General features: G+C 41.3%; 13 protein-coding genes and 1 tRNA gene. 3 read left to right on the top strand and 11 right to left on the bottom strand.

What is annotated here, in order from left to right:
• Positions 1–6 precede the first annotated feature (6 nt).
• The 3 genes from HX129_RS07845 (at position 7) to hisIE (ending at position 2893) form a co-directional block, all read left to right on the top strand.
• On the top strand, positions 7–600 hold the full coding sequence (locus HX129_RS07845) for a hypothetical protein (protein ID WP_286435151.1): 594 nt from the start codon (positions 7–9) through the stop codon (positions 598–600).
• A gap of 87 nt (positions 601–687) precedes the next feature.
• Entirely contained in the window at positions 688–1770 is a 1083-nt protein-coding gene (locus tag HX129_RS07840) for a patatin-like phospholipase domain-containing protein (RefSeq protein WP_286435152.1), read from the top strand.
• 328 nt (positions 1771–2098) lie between these two features.
• A complete protein-coding gene (gene hisIE, locus HX129_RS07835) occupies positions 2099–2893 on the top strand; it encodes a bifunctional phosphoribosyl-AMP cyclohydrolase/phosphoribosyl-ATP diphosphatase HisIE (RefSeq protein ID WP_130074259.1) in 795 nt (264 codons plus the stop codon).
• Positions 2894–2959: 66 nt separating this feature from the next.
• Here hisIE and HX129_RS07830 read toward each other — a convergent pair whose 3' ends face one another.
• The 11 genes from HX129_RS07830 to HX129_RS07780 all read right to left on the bottom strand — a co-directional run.
• A complete protein-coding gene (locus tag HX129_RS07830) occupies positions 2960–3316 on the bottom strand; it encodes a YMGG-like glycine zipper-containing protein (protein WP_130074258.1) in 357 nt (118 codons plus the stop codon).
• A gap of 172 nt (positions 3317–3488) precedes the next feature.
• Positions 3489–7682: a DNA-directed RNA polymerase subunit beta' gene (gene rpoC, locus HX129_RS07825; RefSeq protein WP_130074257.1), complete on the bottom strand. Its 4194-nt coding sequence runs from the start codon at positions 7680–7682 to the stop codon at positions 3489–3491.
• A gap of 128 nt (positions 7683–7810) precedes the next feature.
• The gene (rpoB, locus tag HX129_RS07820) at positions 7811–11899 is read right to left on the bottom strand and encodes a DNA-directed RNA polymerase subunit beta (protein ID WP_174493427.1); all 4089 of its coding nucleotides are present in this window, start codon (positions 11897–11899) and stop codon (positions 7811–7813) included.
• A gap of 306 nt (positions 11900–12205) precedes the next feature.
• The gene (gene rplL / locus HX129_RS07815) at positions 12206–12577 is read right to left on the bottom strand and encodes a 50S ribosomal protein L7/L12 (RefSeq protein WP_065993999.1); all 372 of its coding nucleotides are present in this window, start codon (positions 12575–12577) and stop codon (positions 12206–12208) included.
• A 48-nt stretch (positions 12578–12625) separates the two neighbouring features.
• Complete coding sequence (gene rplJ, locus HX129_RS07810; RefSeq protein WP_130074254.1) at positions 12626–13132, bottom strand: 50S ribosomal protein L10; 507 nt, start codon at positions 13130–13132, stop codon at positions 12626–12628.
• A 298-nt stretch (positions 13133–13430) separates the two neighbouring features.
• On the bottom strand, positions 13431–14126 hold the full coding sequence (gene rplA / locus HX129_RS07805) for a 50S ribosomal protein L1 (protein WP_174493428.1): 696 nt from the start codon (positions 14124–14126) through the stop codon (positions 13431–13433).
• Positions 14127–14129: 3 nt separating this feature from the next.
• Positions 14130–14558: a 50S ribosomal protein L11 gene (gene rplK / locus HX129_RS07800; RefSeq protein ID WP_004813566.1), complete on the bottom strand. Its 429-nt coding sequence runs from the start codon at positions 14556–14558 to the stop codon at positions 14130–14132.
• Positions 14559–14675: 117 nt separating this feature from the next.
• Entirely contained in the window at positions 14676–15209 is a 534-nt protein-coding gene (gene nusG / locus HX129_RS07795) for a transcription termination/antitermination protein NusG (RefSeq protein WP_111861062.1), read from the bottom strand.
• A 7-nt stretch (positions 15210–15216) separates the two neighbouring features.
• Positions 15217–15657, bottom strand: a complete 441-nt coding sequence (secE, locus tag HX129_RS07790; protein ID WP_180047449.1) for a preprotein translocase subunit SecE — start codon at positions 15655–15657, stop codon at positions 15217–15219.
• 75 nt (positions 15658–15732) lie between these two features.
• Positions 15733–15808: transfer RNA gene (locus HX129_RS07785), tRNA-Trp, on the bottom strand.
• Between the two features lie 45 nt (positions 15809–15853).
• Positions 15854–15929: EF-Tu C-terminal domain-related protein (locus HX129_RS07780; RefSeq protein ID WP_502872623.1), on the bottom strand; the 76-nt coding region annotated here is incomplete at its 5' end.

Raw genomic sequence — 15929 nt, 5'->3', positions numbered from 1 at the left:
TATAATATGGCTACTCATTCTAAAATAAGCATTCTCCATCCTTCCATCCAAACTATCTTAGATGAAATAAAAAAATTTTATAAAGTTACTGACCAACTCAGTTTACCTGTTGTTCAAGAATGGTATTTTCACGACTACGATAAAAAGACTGATACTATTATCGTTTCATGCAACTACAGTATTCATTGGGTTGATATTGTCTTTAATTATCATGATTTAACAGATCCTCTCATTTTTGATTTTTTAATCTATTTATCAAAAAAATATAAGACCATAATTTTACTTGGTTATCTACAAACTACTAGCGCAGATGCACAATTTATAATACTTGAAAATGGAATTATCCAATACAATATTGCACATTATTTAATTGAAGATAAAATTGTCATGACTCAAAAATTTGGCTTAGAAAATTCTAATCATATTTTTAGGTCGGACTTACCTGAAGTTGGTCAGGCATTTAATTCAGAAATACAAGAATTCTTAGATTTAGATGATTGGAATAACTTTTTTGACAGCTGTAATCGTGAATATACTTTTGACTATTCAACCCATCTCGAAGAATATTTGCATTTATGTTGGTATAAAGAAAGCCCATGACTCCCAAGTCACCCACTGAAACCTATCGCCATTGTCCTGTCACGGCTTATTCCTAAAATACTCACATCCGTTTGAGTGAATGAAACCATGACCCAAATTTTACAAAAACGCCCTGCTGCATTAACAATTCAAGCAGGCTCACTTGCCAAACAACTCATAGAAAAAGAAGGACTACAAGCACATCATGTCGACATGATTCCCGGTGCGGCAGGTGGTCCAAAAGGCATTGGTTTAATGGGTCTCGACCAAGCCATCTTTGGTGAGTTTCTTCCACAAGCCAAACAACGCCGCTTTTTAATTGGCTCATCTGTGGGTGCATGGCGTTTTGCAGGAATTGTAGCGCAAGGTGAAAAACTTGGACCTGAAAAATTGGCTGAGTTATATATCAATTTGCCCTTTAAAAAAGGCATGAAAATTGCGGATATCGAAAAAATATCACGTGATATGTTGCATGGTATTTTAGGCGATCAAACGCAAAGATTGGTTGATCATCCTGATTATCATTTGACGATCATTGCGGCGAAAGCTGAGCATCTGTTTCAAAGTGACCACAAATTTGCGCTATATAGTTCCTTGCTTGGAATTATCGGTAGCAATGCGATTTCACGTGATCATTTAAATAAATTTATGCAACGTGTCATTTGTCAGCCGACTGATTTTCCACAATTTAAAATTCAGGATGATGCGTTTAAAACCCATTATATTAACTTTAATACCGACAATGTCGCCGATTGGCTCATGGCTTCGGGTTCCATTCCTGCGGTCACCCCTGCAGTGAAAAATATTGCTGACGCACCTAAAGGGGCTTATCGTGATGGGGGTTTAATTGACTATCACATTGACCTACCTTTTGAGAGTAAAGGGATTGTTTTATATCCCCATTTCACCGACAGCATCACCCCTGGCTGGTTCGACAAGATGTTTAAATCGCGCAGAGCCAATCCACAAAATCAGGCACGTACTTTGCTGATTTCTCCCTCTCAGGATTATTTAAATTCATTGCCTTTAGGTCGTTTACCTGACCGTAAAGACTTTGTTTTAAAAGGCTTGTCTGATGCTGAGCGTAAAAAATTATGGAAGCAAACCGTGGTTGAAAGCCAACGTATGGGCGATGAGTTTTTGGAATTGGTCGAAAAGCAGAATTTTGCGGAAGTGATGCAAGGTTTGTAATTCAAAAATAAAGAATTTATGATTATACAAAGCTTTGGCAGACTTACCCTCAACATCGTCAAAGCTCGACTGCTTTTTATCACTTTTAAGTCATCTACTGACACTGTTATATCAATCTGATCATTGGTGGGCGTGTGATTTGATCTTACAGGCCCACATTGAAAATATAGATTCAAAACTTATTCTGACTTTACCACTCTTTAGATCATAAGCTGATTAAATAATTTCCAAGATTTCCCGCAAATCACTCCAAATCACGTAAACTATAGACCTCTACGTTAAAAGCGTAGCGCTCAAACCTTTTAAATTAGTAACTTGGTGAAATCCTATGAACAACTTGCAATGGCTCGATGAAGTAAAATTTAACGAACAAGGACTTATTCCTGCTATTGCACAGCATCATCAAACAGGACGTATTTTGATGGTGGCATGGATGAACCGTGAAGCACTACAACTCACCGCGGAAAAAATGCGTGGTGTTTACTTCTCACGTTCACGCAATAAACTCTGGTTTAAAGGCGAAGAGTCAGGACATTTTCAAACCGTTTATGAAATCCGTTTAGACTGCGATGCTGACGTTATTGTGTTACAAATTGAACAGGAAGGTGGTATCGCTTGCCATACTGGTCGTGAGTCTTGTTTTTACCGCAAACTTACGCCAAATGGTTGGGAAATTGTCGATGCTCAGCTCAAAGATCCGAACGCCATTTATGGTGGCAAGTCTGAAGAGAAGTCATCTAACCCACATACATTGGCAATGAATGCTTCCAATGCCCAAGCTGAACAAGTTGAAGTTTTGGGTTATTTGGGCAAAATGATGGCAGAACGTAAAAAAGCCGATCCTGAATCGTCTTATGTGGCAAAACTTTATCATAAAGGTTTAAATAAAATCTTAGAAAAAGTCGGTGAAGAAAGCTTTGAAACTGTGATTGCTGCAAAAGAATATCAAGCACATGACAATGAAGACAATAAAAATGACCTCATTTATGAAGTGGCAGATGTTTGGTTTCATACCATTGTCATGCTAGGTTATTTCGACCTAGATGTACAATTGGTGCTTAATGAATTGGCACGTCGTCAAGGTTTATCGGGTTTGGTTGAAAAGGCCAATCGCCAACACTAAAATTTTCCAATAAAAATAAGCGCAGAATGCGCTTATTTTTTTAAATCAATCTTTTAAAGCTAAAACTTAACGTTTTTGTTCAATCGCAGCACCTGCACCACCACCGATTGCACCACCAATCGCAGCACCTGCATTGCCACCGAATACGCCTTTACCAATTGCTGAACCAATCGCGCCACCTACACCACTATAGGTTGCATTACGGTTAGAACCATTTTGGGTTTTACTGCCCACTGCAGCACCTGCACCACCGCCAAGCGCAGCACCTGTACCGCCACCCACGTTATTCCCCACACCACCACCAATTGCACCACCTAAAGCAGCTGATGCAACACGTTTATCATTACTTGACATATTTTCACAACCTGCCAACAGCATAGTTGAAAGTGATGCAACTGCCAAAACTGTAATAACCTTTTTCATATTCATCTCCATCAGTCCTTTTTTAACTCTTGCCATCTTAATCTTATTTCATGAATTGAATCTTTATAGTGTGTTAAAAAACGCAACTTTTCATGCATATTTTGTAAATCCATAGCACATAAAAAAAGACGCCCTCGGGCGTCTTCTTCATTTCAAATTCTAAATGAATTTCTTAGAAAGAATCTTCATTTAAAGCTTGTGAAAATGCTTGGTCAACTTCAGAGAAGTCATTTACAAGTTCATGTTCAGCAGCTTCTGCTTCTTGACGACGACGTTCTAAGTGGTAAGCCAAACCTGTACCCGCTGGGATCAGACGACCTACAACCACGTTCTCTTTCAAGCCACGTAATTCATCTTCTTTACCTGTTACAGCCGCTTCAGTTAACACACGTGTTGTTTCTTGGAACGATGCAGCAGAGATGAATGAGTCTGTAGAAAGCGATGCTTTGGTAATACCCATCAATTGACGTTCAAACTTCGCAGGGAATTTGTTTTGAGCCGCAACCGCTTGGTTTTCGCCCACAACACGGATGTAATCCACTTGTTCGCCTTTGATGAAGCTTGTATCACCGCCATCAGTGATATCAACTTTACGCAACATTTGACGTACGATAACTTCAATGTGCTTATCGTTGATTTTTACACCTTGTAGACGATAAACGTCTTGAACTTCGTTCACGATGTAGTTGGTTAATGCAACTTCACCTTTCAAACGCAAGATGTCATGTGGGTTTTGTGGACCATCAGAAATGGTTTCACCACGGTTCACATGCTCGCCTTCGAATACGTTGATTTGACGCCATTTCGGAATCAATTCTTCGTAGATCTCAGAACCATCATCAGGTGTGATCACTAAACGGTTTTTACCTTTAGTTTCTTTACCGAAGCTGACGATACCAGACACTTCTGCAAGGATCGCATGTTCTTTCGGTTTACGTGCTTCGAATAAGTCAGCTACACGTGGTAAACCACCGGTAATATCACGCGTACGAGAGGTTTCTTGTGGTACACGACCGATAACATCACCGACACCGATTGTTTCGCCATCACGAACAGTCACAATCGTGTTTTGTGGCAAGAAGTAGAACTGTTCACCACCATCGGTTGTATCTAGCACAATCGCAGGACGTAAATCTTTACCAGAAGCTGGACGCGCTGTTACAGGTAAAATTTCAGTTGTGGTCATACCTGTTGCATCATCAGTTTTCGATGTTGCAGTCACACCATCAGCAATTTGGCTGAAGCGTGCTTTACCCGCAACTTCCGTCACTAATGGATGCGTATGTGGATCCCAAGTTGCAACAATACCGCCTCCTTCAACAAGCTCACCATCTTTAATTAAGATGGATGCACCGTAAGGAAGTTTATAACGTTCACGCTCACGACCTAAATCATCCGCAATACCAATTTCACCTGAACGTGAAACAGAGACCAAATGCCCTTTAGCATGTTGTACAGTTTTCACATTATGGAAACGTACTGTACCTTTATTACGTACTTGAACGCTATTTGCAGCAGAAGTTCGACTTGCAGCACCACCGACGTGGAACGTACGCATGGTTAACTGTGTACCAGGCTCACCAATGGATTGTGCAGCCATTACACCGACAGACTCACCTGGATTTACCAAGTGACCACGTGCAAGGTCACGACCGTAACATTTCGCACAAACACCAAATGTCGATGCACAGCTTACAACTGAACGTACTTTAACTTCGTCAACACCAGAATCTTCAAGGTATTGAGCAAGTTTTTCATCAATCAAAGTATTACGAGGCAAGATAACTTCATCTGAACCCACTTTAGTAACATCTTCAGCAGTTACACGACCTAATACACGTTGGCTCAATGGCTCAATGACATCACCACCTTGAATAAATGGTGTCATGACAAGACCATCATAAGTACCACAATCAGGCTCAGTGATGACTAAGTCTTGTGCTACGTCAACCAAACGACGAGTCAAGTAACCTGAGTTCGCTGTTTTCAATGCAGTATCGGCCAAACCTTTACGTGCACCGTGTGTTGAAATGAAGTACTGAAGTACAGTCAAACCTTCACGGAAGTTTGCTTTAATTGGGGTTTCAATGATCGAACCATCTGGTTTCGCCATCAAACCACGCATACCTGCTAACTGACGAATCTGAGCTGCAGAACCACGGGCACCTGAGTCAGACATCATATAGATACTGTTGAAGGATTTTTGTTTCTCGTCTTCACCCTGTTTATTTTTAACAGTCGTGAATGACAAGTTATCCATCATCGCTTTGGCAACTTGGTCGTTGGTACGTGCCCAAATATCGACCACTTTATTATAACGTTCACCCGCAGTTACGAAACCTTGCTCAAACTGATGTTCAATTTCACGAACTTCTGTTTCAGCTTTGTCGATAATTGCTTGCTTTTGTGGCGGAATCAACATGTCTTCCATACCCACAGAAACACCTGAACGTGTTGCTTGACGGAAGCCCAAGTACATCAATTGGTCAGCGAAGATAACTGTATCTTTTAGACCCAATTTACGGTAGCAAGAGTTGATTAACTTCGAGATGTTTTTCTTGGTCATCTCAACGTTAATTTGTTGGAAATCCATCCCTTCAGGAACAACTTCCCAAAGGAGGCAACGACCTGGAGTTGTGTCCACAACAATAGTTTGATGCTCACGGTTACCATTTTCATCAATCACAGTTTGGTGTACACGTGCTTTTACACGAGCGTGTAAGTCTACTTGACCTGTAGCCAATGCACGGTTAACTTCGTGAGTATCCGCAAACACCATGCCTTCGCCTTTGGCATTGATTGCATCACGTGTGATGTAATACAAACCCAAGACCACGTCCTGAGAAGGCACGATAATCGGCTCACCATTTGCAGGTGATAAGATGTTATTGGTTGACATCATTAACGCACGAGCTTCAAGCTGAGCTTCAAGTGTTAATGGAACGTGTACCGCCATTTGGTCACCGTCGAAGTCGGCGTTAAACGCAGCACATACGAGTGGGTGAAGACGGATCGCTTTACCTTCAATTAAAGTCGGTTCAAATGCTTGAAGACCTAAACGGTGAAGTGTTGGCGCACGGTTCAACATAATTGGATGTTGACGAATGACAGATGCAAGTACATCCCAAACTTCTGGTGTCTCACGTTCAACCATTTTCTTCGCAGCTTTAATGGTTGTTGCTTGGCCTGAAGCTTGTAGTTTCGCAAAGATAAATGGTTTGAATAATTCAAGTGCCATTTTCTTAGGAAGACCACATTGGTGCAAACGTAGTGATGGACCAACGGTAATCACCGAACGACCAGAGTAGTCAACACGCTTACCAAGTAAGTTTTGACGGAAACGACCTTGTTTACCTTTGATCATATCTGCCAAAGATTTCAGCGGACGTTTGTTTGAACCTGTAATTGCACGACCACGACGACCGTTATCTAACAATGCATCTACAGACTCTTGTAACATACGTTTTTCGTTACGTACGATAATGTCTGGCGCTGCAAGGTCAAGAAGACGTTTCAAACGGTTGTTACGGTTGATGACACGACGATACAAATCGTTCAAGTCAGAAGTCGCAAAACGACCACCTTCAAGCGGTACAAGCGGACGAAGATCTGGTGGAAGAACTGGAAGTACAGTCAACACCATCCATTCAGGCTTGTTATTTGAATCGTTGAATGCTTCCATCAATTTCAAACGTTTAGAGGCTTTTTTAAGTTTAGTCTCAGACGTTGTATTTGGAATTTCTTCACGAAGACGTGTAATTTCAGCTTCAAGATCGATGTCTTTTAACAAATCTTGAACTGCTTCAGCACCCATTTTCGCGCTGAATTCATCACCGTGTTCTTCTAACGCTGTGAAATATTCTTCATCATTCAGAAGTTGATATTTTTCAAGCGGTGTCATACCTGGATCAGTAACGACATAAGATTCGAAATACAATACACGTTCGATATCACGTAAAGTCATATCAAGTAACAAACCGATACGGCTTGGTAATGATTTCAAAAACCAAATATGTGCAACAGGTGAAGCAAGTTCAATGTGACCCATACGTTCACGACGAACTTTCGCAGTCGTTACTTCAACGCCACATTTTTCACAAATGACGCCTTTGTATTTCATACGCTTGTATTTACCACACAAGCATTCGTAATCTTTGACTGGACCAAAGATTTTGGCACAGAATAAACCATCACGTTCTGGTTTGAACGTACGATAGTTAATCGTCTCAGGTTTTTTTACTTCACCATGAGACCATGACTTAATCATTTCTGGTGACGCAAGACCAATACGGATGCGATCAAACTCTACAGGAGCATGACCGTCTGAGTCCGTCTTTTTGCGCATGATATCGAGCAAGTCTTTCAATTTTTTTCTCCGTGTGTTGTGGAGATTTTCACTCTACAACTGGGTCACAAATATTGTTTTTTAACTGAAAAATCCCCTAAGTCCCCCACTTAGTACAAATGAGGTCTTAGGGAGATTTCAATGGCTAATTAGTCACCATTTTTCAGTTCAATGTTGATACCTAAAGAACGGATCTCTTTGGTCAATACGTTGAACGATTCAGGCATACCTGGGTCCATATAATGGTTACCATCTACAATGTTCTTATAGATGCGAGTACGACCTTCAACGTCATCCGACTTCACAGTAAGCATTTCTTGAAGTGTATAAGCAGCACCATAAGCTTCAAGTGCCCAGACCTCCATCTCACCGAAACGCTGACCACCGAATTGAGCTTTACCACCCAATGGCTGCTGCGTTACTAGAGAGTAAGAACCAGTAGAACGTGCATGCATCTTGTCATCAACCAAGTGGTTGAGTTTCAACATGTACATATAACCTACAGTGACTGGACGGTCGAAACGCTCACCTGTACGTCCGTCATACAATACGGTTTGACCTGTACGTGAAATACCACCAAGTTCAAGTAAGTCTTTGATTTGTGACTCTTCAGCACCATCAAATACTGGTGTTGCTAAAGGCACACCCTTACGTAAATTACCTGATAATACCAAGATTTCATCGTCAGTTAAGCTATCAAGATCTTCTTGCTCGCCACCAACTTGGTTATAAATCTTGTCTAAGAATTCACGTAACTCAAGAATAGTACGTTGTTCTTGCAACATCTTATCGATCTTGTCACCAAGACCTTTTGCTGCCATACCCAAGTGAGTTTCTAGAATCTGACCCACGTTCATACGTGATGGTACACCTAACGGGTTAAGTACCACATCAACAGGCACACCGTTTGCATCATGTGGCATGTCTTCTACAGGTAAGATGTTTGATACAACACCTTTGTTCCCGTGACGACCCGCCATTTTATCACCCGGTTGGATGCGACGTTTAACAGCTAAATACACTTTAACAACTTTCAATACGCCAGTTGTAAGTTCATCACCTGTAGAAAGTTTGCGTTTTTTCTCTGCAAATTTCTCATCAATTTCAAGACTCTTCTCTTTCAAGAACACTTGAATTTGTGTCAAACGTTCAGCAATTGCTTCGTCAACAGGTTGGATTTCAAGCAGATCTACCAACTCTAAACTAGACAACACGTCTTCAGTGATTTTTTGACCACGTTTAGTTGTGCCACCACCATTCGACTCTTGACCATTCAACAAGCGAACCACACGCTCACGTGCTGCTTCTTCGAAGATTTTGTATTCTTCTTTCAAGTCTTTACGGTAAGCATCAAGTTGTGCTTTTTCAATTGCTTGAGCACGTTCATCTTTTTCAATGCCATCACGAGTGAAGACTTGAACATCGATGACTGTACCTTTCACACCAGACGATACGCGTAAAGATGAATCTTTAACGTCAGCCGCTTTCTCACCAAAGATTGCACGAAGCAATTTTTCTTCAGGTGTTAATTGCGTTTCGCCTTTCGGTGTTACTTTACCAACAAGAATATCACCTGCTGTCACTTCAGCACCGATATACACAATCCCTGACTCATCCAATTTAGACAGTGCAGCTTCACCCACGTTAGGAATATCCGCAGTAATTTCTTCTGCACCTAACTTAGTATCACGTGCTACACATGACAATTCTTGAATATGAATTGAAGTCAAACGATCTTCTTGAAGTACACGCTCAGAAAGTAAAATCGAGTCTTCGTAGTTGTAACCGTTCCAAGTCATGAACGCAACGCGCATGTTTTGACCGAGTGCTAATTCACCACCATCAGTCGATGGACCATCAGCAAGAACGTCACCACGACCCACTTTATCACCAAGGCTTACAAGCACTTTTTGGTTAATACAAGTGTTTTGGTTCGAACGTGTATATTTGATCAAGTTGTAGATATCTACACCTGCCTCACCCGCGATCATTTCGTCTTCATTGACACGAATAACCACACGAGAAGCATCAACAAACTCAATACGTCCGCCACGTTTCGCAATCACACACACACCAGAGTCATGTGCTACGTTTGCTTCCATACCTGTACCAACAAGTGGTTTGTCAGCAAGCAATGTAGGAACAGCCTGACGTTGCATGTTTGAACCCATCAATGCACGGTTGGCGTCATCGTGTTCAAGGAACGGAATCAATGATGCCGCAACAGATACAACCTGCTGTGCAGAAACGTCCATATGCGTCACTTTTTCAGGAGGCATACGAACGAATTCGCCTTGATGACGTACAGAAACAAATTCTTCAGTCAAATGACCATCTTGATCGATCCCTGAATCGGCCTGTGCAATCACAGTACCGACTTCTTCAATCGCAGATAAATATTCAACTTCATCTGTTACACGACCATCAATAACTTTACGGTAAGGTGTTTCCAAGAAACCGAAGCTATTACATTTCGCATACACTGAAAGTGAGTTGATCAAACCAATGTTTGGACCCTCAGGAGTCTCAATTGGACATACACGACCATAATGCGTTTGATGTACGTCACGTACCTCAAAGCCCGCACGCTCACGTGTTAAACCACCAGGCCCGAGTGCTGATACACGACGTTTGTGTGTAATTTCAGACAATGGGTTATTTTGGTCCATGAACTGAGACAATTGGCTTGAACCAAAGAATTCTTTGATTGCAGCAGCAACTGGTTTTGCATTGATCAAATCTTGTGGTGACAAATTATCTGTTTCAGCTTGGCTTAAACGCTCTTTTACAGCACGTTCAACACGAACAAGACCTACACGGAATTGGTTTTCTGTCATTTCACCAACAGAACGCACACGACGGTTACCTAAATGGTCAATATCGTCGACTTCGCCTTTACCATTACGAATTTCAACCAATGTTTTTAATACATCAGTAATGTCTTCGTTTGAAAGAATACCTTCAACTTCACGTGATTTTTGGTCAGTACCGACTTCATAAGGACGACCTAAACGACGGTTAAACTTCATACGACCCACTGGCGATAAATCATAACGCTCAGTTGAGAAGAATAAGTTATTGAATAAGTTTTCAGCAGCTTCTTTTGTTGGTGGCTCACCTGGACGCATTACTTTGTAGATTTCTACCAGTGCTTCTTCACGACCTGAAGTCGTATCTGCACGTAAAGTATCTGCAACGAATGGACCACGGTCGATGTCATTGGTATAAAGCACGTTAAACTGCTTAACGCCGCCTTCCGCAATTTTCACCATAATTTCATGGCTAAGCACTGTATTGGCAGGAATCACTTCACCATCATGTAAAGTAATATCCTGTGCAACAATACGCTCATATAAATATTCATCAGGTACAGGAAGCTTAGTTAAGCCCGCTGCTTCCATTTGACGTACATGACGCGCATTGATACGCTTACCTTGTTCAACAATCACTTTACCGTCATTGTCTGCAATATCAAACTGCGCCATTTCACCACGTAGGCGTTCTGGCACTAGGTCAATTTGATAACTGCCCATATCAAGATATACAGGAACTTTTTCATAGAACATGTCTAGAATTTGTTCGTTGCTATAGTTCAACGCACGTAAAACAACAGTCGCAAGTAATTTACGACGACGGTCAATACGTACATAAACTAAATCTTTCGCATCAAACTCAAAGTCTAACCATGAACCACGGTAAGGAATAATACGTGCTGAATACAACACTTTACCGCTTGAATGAGTTTTACCTTTGTCATGATCGAAGAACACACCTGGAGAACGGTGTAACTGAGATACGATTACACGCTCAGTACCGTTAATCACAAATGTACCGTTCTCTGTCATGAGTGGCATTTCACCCATGTAAACTTCTTGTTCACGAACGTCTTTGATTGATTTCGTTTCACGATCTTTAATGATCAAACGAATTTTTACGCGCATTGGTGCCGCATAAGTTGAGCCGCGAAGAATACATTCACGTACATCAAACTCTGGTTTACCAAGGCTATACTCAACGAATTCTAAAGCAGCATTGCCAGAATAACTTTCTATTGGAAACACTGAACGAAATGCGGCTTGGAGACCGATATCTTCGCGGTTTTTTGGAGTTTTGCCATCTTGTAAGAATGTTCTGTACGAGTCGACTTGGATCGCGAGCAGGTACGGAGCATCCATCACTTGGGGCAATTTACCAAAATTCTTACGGATCCGTTTCTTTTCGGTATATGAGTATGCCATCTGGAGTCCTCGGAAAGTAAACTAAACCCGCCTGCAGAACGGATTTAGAAGGAATTACGCAGGTCGATATGACCACCACCTTTTACAAATGCTGCAATTTTCAGTGGTATAAAACGCTTAACAATATTTTTAAAATGGAAAAATATTGTTAAGCGTTTGATTTTGTTTGCTTATTCTTAAAATTGATGATTTTTCTATCATTCAATCTAAAATCGAGCCGATTATTGTAACGCAAAAAGGCTGATAGCCCAAGAGCTATCAGCCAATTTGTGGAGTCGATTTTTAAATAATCGACCCCCTAAGCGATTACTTAAGTTTAACTTCAGCACCAGCTTCTTCAAGTTTTTTCTTAAGTTCTTCAGCTTCTTCTTTAGAAACGCCTTCTTTGATTGCAGAAGGAGCGCCTTCAACAAGATCTTTCGCTTCTTTAAGACCAAGACCAGTTGCTTCACGAACTGCTTTAATTACAGCAACTTTGTTAGCACCGAAGCTAGCAAGTTCAACTGTGAATTCTGATTGCTCTTCAGCAGCAGCAGCGCCAGCACCTGGAGCAGCAGCTACAGCTACAGCAGCAGCAGATACATTGAATTTTTCTTCGAAAGCAGAAATTAATTCAACAAGTTCAAGAACAGTTTTTTCAGCAACTGCGTTTAAGATTTCTTCGTTAGTTAAAGCCATGAGAGTAACTCCAAATGGATATTGAATGGTGTGTAAAAATGTTTAAGCTTAAGCAGCTTCTGACTCGTTTTTCTCTTTGAGCGCTGTAATAAGGCGACCCAATTTCGAAATAGGAGCTTGAAGAACGTTTGCAAGCATAGTAAGCGCTTTCTCTTGGTTTGGAAGGTTCGCGATTACGCTAACTTCAGCACCTTGATAAACTTTACCGTCAAATGCAGCAGCTTTAAGTTCAAATGCTTTATTAGTTTTAGCAAATTCTTCAAACAAACGAGCTGCAGCGCCCATGTCGTCTTCAGAAGTTGAGAAAGCTAAGATTGTTGGGCCAACAAGGTTGTCATTCAAAATATTGAATTGAGTGTCTTGAAGCGCACGTTTAGCCAAAGTATTACGTACTACACGAGTAGCAACACCTAGTTTACGCGCTTCAACACGTAGAGCAGTTAATTGCTCAACAGTTAAACCTTGGTAGTCAGCAACAACAGCAGCATACGCAGTAGAAGCAACTTCTGTTACTTCAGCTACGATCTGTTTTTTGTCTTCGATAAGAAGAGCCATTGTAAAACCTCCTAACGGTGATTTATGCACTCTAAAAAAGTGCACTCCCAATTCGTAAACCTTTCGATTTACACGCGGAGGAGGAACAAATCACACCACCGCGTCTACTCAGACTGGATTTTTAAGAAGTGGCTTCGAAAAACCACCTCGCCTGAGGTCTTTGACGCTGATAAATATTCACTTATCAATTCAAAGTTTGCCTGAGTTTGCGAGAAACTACGTTTCTTGCGAAAATTTTAAAGCGATGCTTTAAAATTTTCTCAGGGCTTTAAAATTCTTTATTTAAATAAGTTAAAACTTATTTAGAAACGTTTTGTACATCCACAGTAAGACCAGGACCCATCGTTGAGCTCAAAGTGATCTTTTGAATGTAGATACCTTTAGAAGTCGCAGGTTTTGCTTTCTTAAGGTCAGCAATAAGTGCTTCAACGTTTGAACGAACAGCTTCAGCAGTAAAACCTACTTGACCGATCGCAGCATGGATGATACCCGCTTTGTCTACACGGTAACGTGCTTGACCCGCTTTTGCATTTTTAACTGCAGTTGCTACGTCAGGAGTTACAGTACCCACTTTAGGGTTTGGCATTAAGCCACGTGGACCAAGAATTGTACCTAACTTACCAACAACGCGCATTGCATCTGGAGCAGCAATAACAACATCAAAGTCAAGGTTACCCGCTTGGATGCTTTCAGCAAGATCATCAAAACCAACAACGTCCGCGCCTTCAGCTTTAGCAGCTTCAGCAGCAGCGCCTTGAGCAAACACAGCTACACGTACAGTTTTACCAGTACCTGCAGGAAGTGTCGTCGCACCACGAACAACTTGGTCAGATTTACGAGGGTCAACACCTAGGTTTACAGCAACATCCAAAGACTCTTTGAATTTAACTGCAGGAAGACCATTAAGAACTGCAACCGCTTCTTCCAAAGTGTAAACTTTGTGTGCTTCAACAGCAGCAACGATGGCTTTTTGACGTTTAGTTAATTTAGCCATGTCTTATAGCTCCACTTCCAAGCCCATAGAACGTGCAGAACCAGCGATGGTACGAACACGTGCGTCTAAATCAGCACCAGTTAAATCTGGTTCTTTAGTAGTCGCAATTTCTTCCAATTGAGCACGAGTCAACTTACCAACTTTAGTTTTGTTAGGTACAGCTGAACCCTTTTGGATACCCGCAGCTTTCTTAAGAAGAATCGCAGCAGGAGGAGTTTTCATGATGAAAGTGAACGACTTATCGTTGTACACAGTAATCACGACTGGAATTGGAAGACCAGCTTCAAGTTTTTGTGTCGCAGCATTGAATTCTTTACAGAATGCCATGATGTTAACACCACGTTGACCTAGTGCAGGACCAATCGGTGGAGATGGATTCGCTTTACCAGCTGGAACTTGCAGCTTGATATAGCCGTCAATCTTCTTAGCCATTATCTAATACCTCTGGGTAGTAACGCCGTTAGGCTCCCCATTTTATTCACACAGCAAACATATTACTGCGATAATAACAATGCCCGATAAAATCGGGCGCTTTTCAACCAACAATGATTAAACTGTTTTTTCGACTTGACGAAATTCCAATTCAACTTGTGTTGGTCGATTAAACACGTTAATCGTTAAGGTTAAACGTGATTTATCGTATATAACTTCTTCCACCACACCTTTAAAGTCTGTGAATGGACCGTCAATAACCAATAATTCTTCGCCTGGTTCAAACATTGTCTTAGGACGAGGTGCTTCACCAGTATTGCGTACACGTGCAAGAATCGCATCAGCTTCTTTTTGCGTAATGGGTGCAGGCTTTTCTGCTGTACCACCGATGAAACCTAATACTTTTGGACATTCTTTAACAATGTGCCAAGTTTCATCATTCATTTCCATTTCAACTAACACATAGCCAGGAAAGAATTTACGCTCTGATTTACGTTTCTTACCATCCTTCATTTCCACTACTTCTTCAGTAGGAACAAGGACTTCACCAAAGCTATCAGCAACAGCGCTACGCTGGATTCGATCATTAAGTGAACGCATCACTTGTTTTTCATAACCAGAATAGGCATGAATAATGTACCAACGTTTCATAGCTCTCTTACCCGATAATAAACTTCATAAACCAACCAATAATGTAGTCAAAGCACCACAAAATGATCGCCGCAACCACTACTACCAGTAGAACTTGCCATGAAGCTGTAACTGTTTCATGTTTCGTAGGCCAAGTCACTCGACGTAATTCTAATCGAGCATCCTTCAACAAACGAACAAAGCCTTTGCCTTGATGGGTGGCGTATAATAAACCTAAAGCCACTACGATACAAGCTATAATTACCCCAATGCGCACCCAAATGCTATTTGCAGGTGCCCAATATGCTGGTAAAAACTGTGGAACCATCATTGAACCAATCAACAGAATCAATGCAAAGATCCATAACACCACATCAAATGGTGTACCAGAGCTTACAACTTCAGCAGGGTTATTTCTTTGAGGAATTGGCGCGCCGCCCATTGCGTCACGCGATTTATCATTCGACATTCTTTTACTCGTCGTAGGATTCGCGACTTATTATATGACCAGATCAGTCGGCATCAAGCTTTTTATTTAAAAATATGGCAGGTCAGGAGGGACTCGAACCCCCAACATTCGGTTTTGGAGACCGACGCTCTACCAATTGAACTACTGACCTATAAGACAAACCGAGAATCGAAACCCTCGGTTTGAGATAAAACAATTATGCAGTAACTTTAGAAACTACACCAGCACCCACTGTACGACCACCTTCACGGATCGCAAAACGTAGACCTGGG

This window comes from Acinetobacter sp. 251-1 (genome assembly GCF_030329305.1).
Taxonomy (GTDB): Bacteria; Pseudomonadota; Gammaproteobacteria; order Pseudomonadales; family Moraxellaceae; genus Acinetobacter; species Acinetobacter piscicola_A.
The sequence above is the reverse complement of the archived record's forward strand: the minus strand, read 5'-3'. Positions and strand labels throughout refer to the sequence as shown.

Excerpts from the sequence above, each read along its gene's own strand:
- secE (WP_180047449.1), bottom strand. The coding sequence starts at position 15,657 with ATGTCGAATGATAAATCGCGTGACGCAATGGGCGGCGCGCCAATTCCT.
- HX129_RS07845 (WP_286435151.1), top strand. The coding sequence starts at position 7 with ATGGCTACTCATTCTAAAATAAGCATTCTCCATCCTTCCATCCAAACT.
- rplL (WP_065993999.1), bottom strand. The coding sequence starts at position 12,577 with ATGGCTTTAACTAACGAAGAAATCTTAAACGCAGTTGCTGAAAAAACT.
- rplA (WP_174493428.1), bottom strand. The coding sequence starts at position 14,126 with ATGGCTAAATTAACTAAACGTCAAAAAGCCATCGTTGCTGCTGTTGAA.
- rplK (WP_004813566.1), bottom strand. The coding sequence starts at position 14,558 with ATGGCTAAGAAGATTGACGGCTATATCAAGCTGCAAGTTCCAGCTGGT.
- nusG (WP_111861062.1), bottom strand. The coding sequence starts at position 15,209 with ATGAAACGTTGGTACATTATTCATGCCTATTCTGGTTATGAAAAACAA.
- HX129_RS07840 (WP_286435152.1), top strand. The coding sequence starts at position 688 with ATGACCCAAATTTTACAAAAACGCCCTGCTGCATTAACAATTCAAGCA.
- hisIE (WP_130074259.1), top strand. The coding sequence starts at position 2,099 with ATGAACAACTTGCAATGGCTCGATGAAGTAAAATTTAACGAACAAGGA.
- rpoB (WP_174493427.1), bottom strand. The coding sequence starts at position 11,899 with ATGGCATACTCATATACCGAAAAGAAACGGATCCGTAAGAATTTTGGT.
- rplJ (WP_130074254.1), bottom strand. The coding sequence starts at position 13,132 with ATGGCTCTTCTTATCGAAGACAAAAAACAGATCGTAGCTGAAGTAACA.
- HX129_RS07830 (WP_130074258.1), bottom strand. The coding sequence starts at position 3,316 with ATGAAAAAGGTTATTACAGTTTTGGCAGTTGCATCACTTTCAACTATG.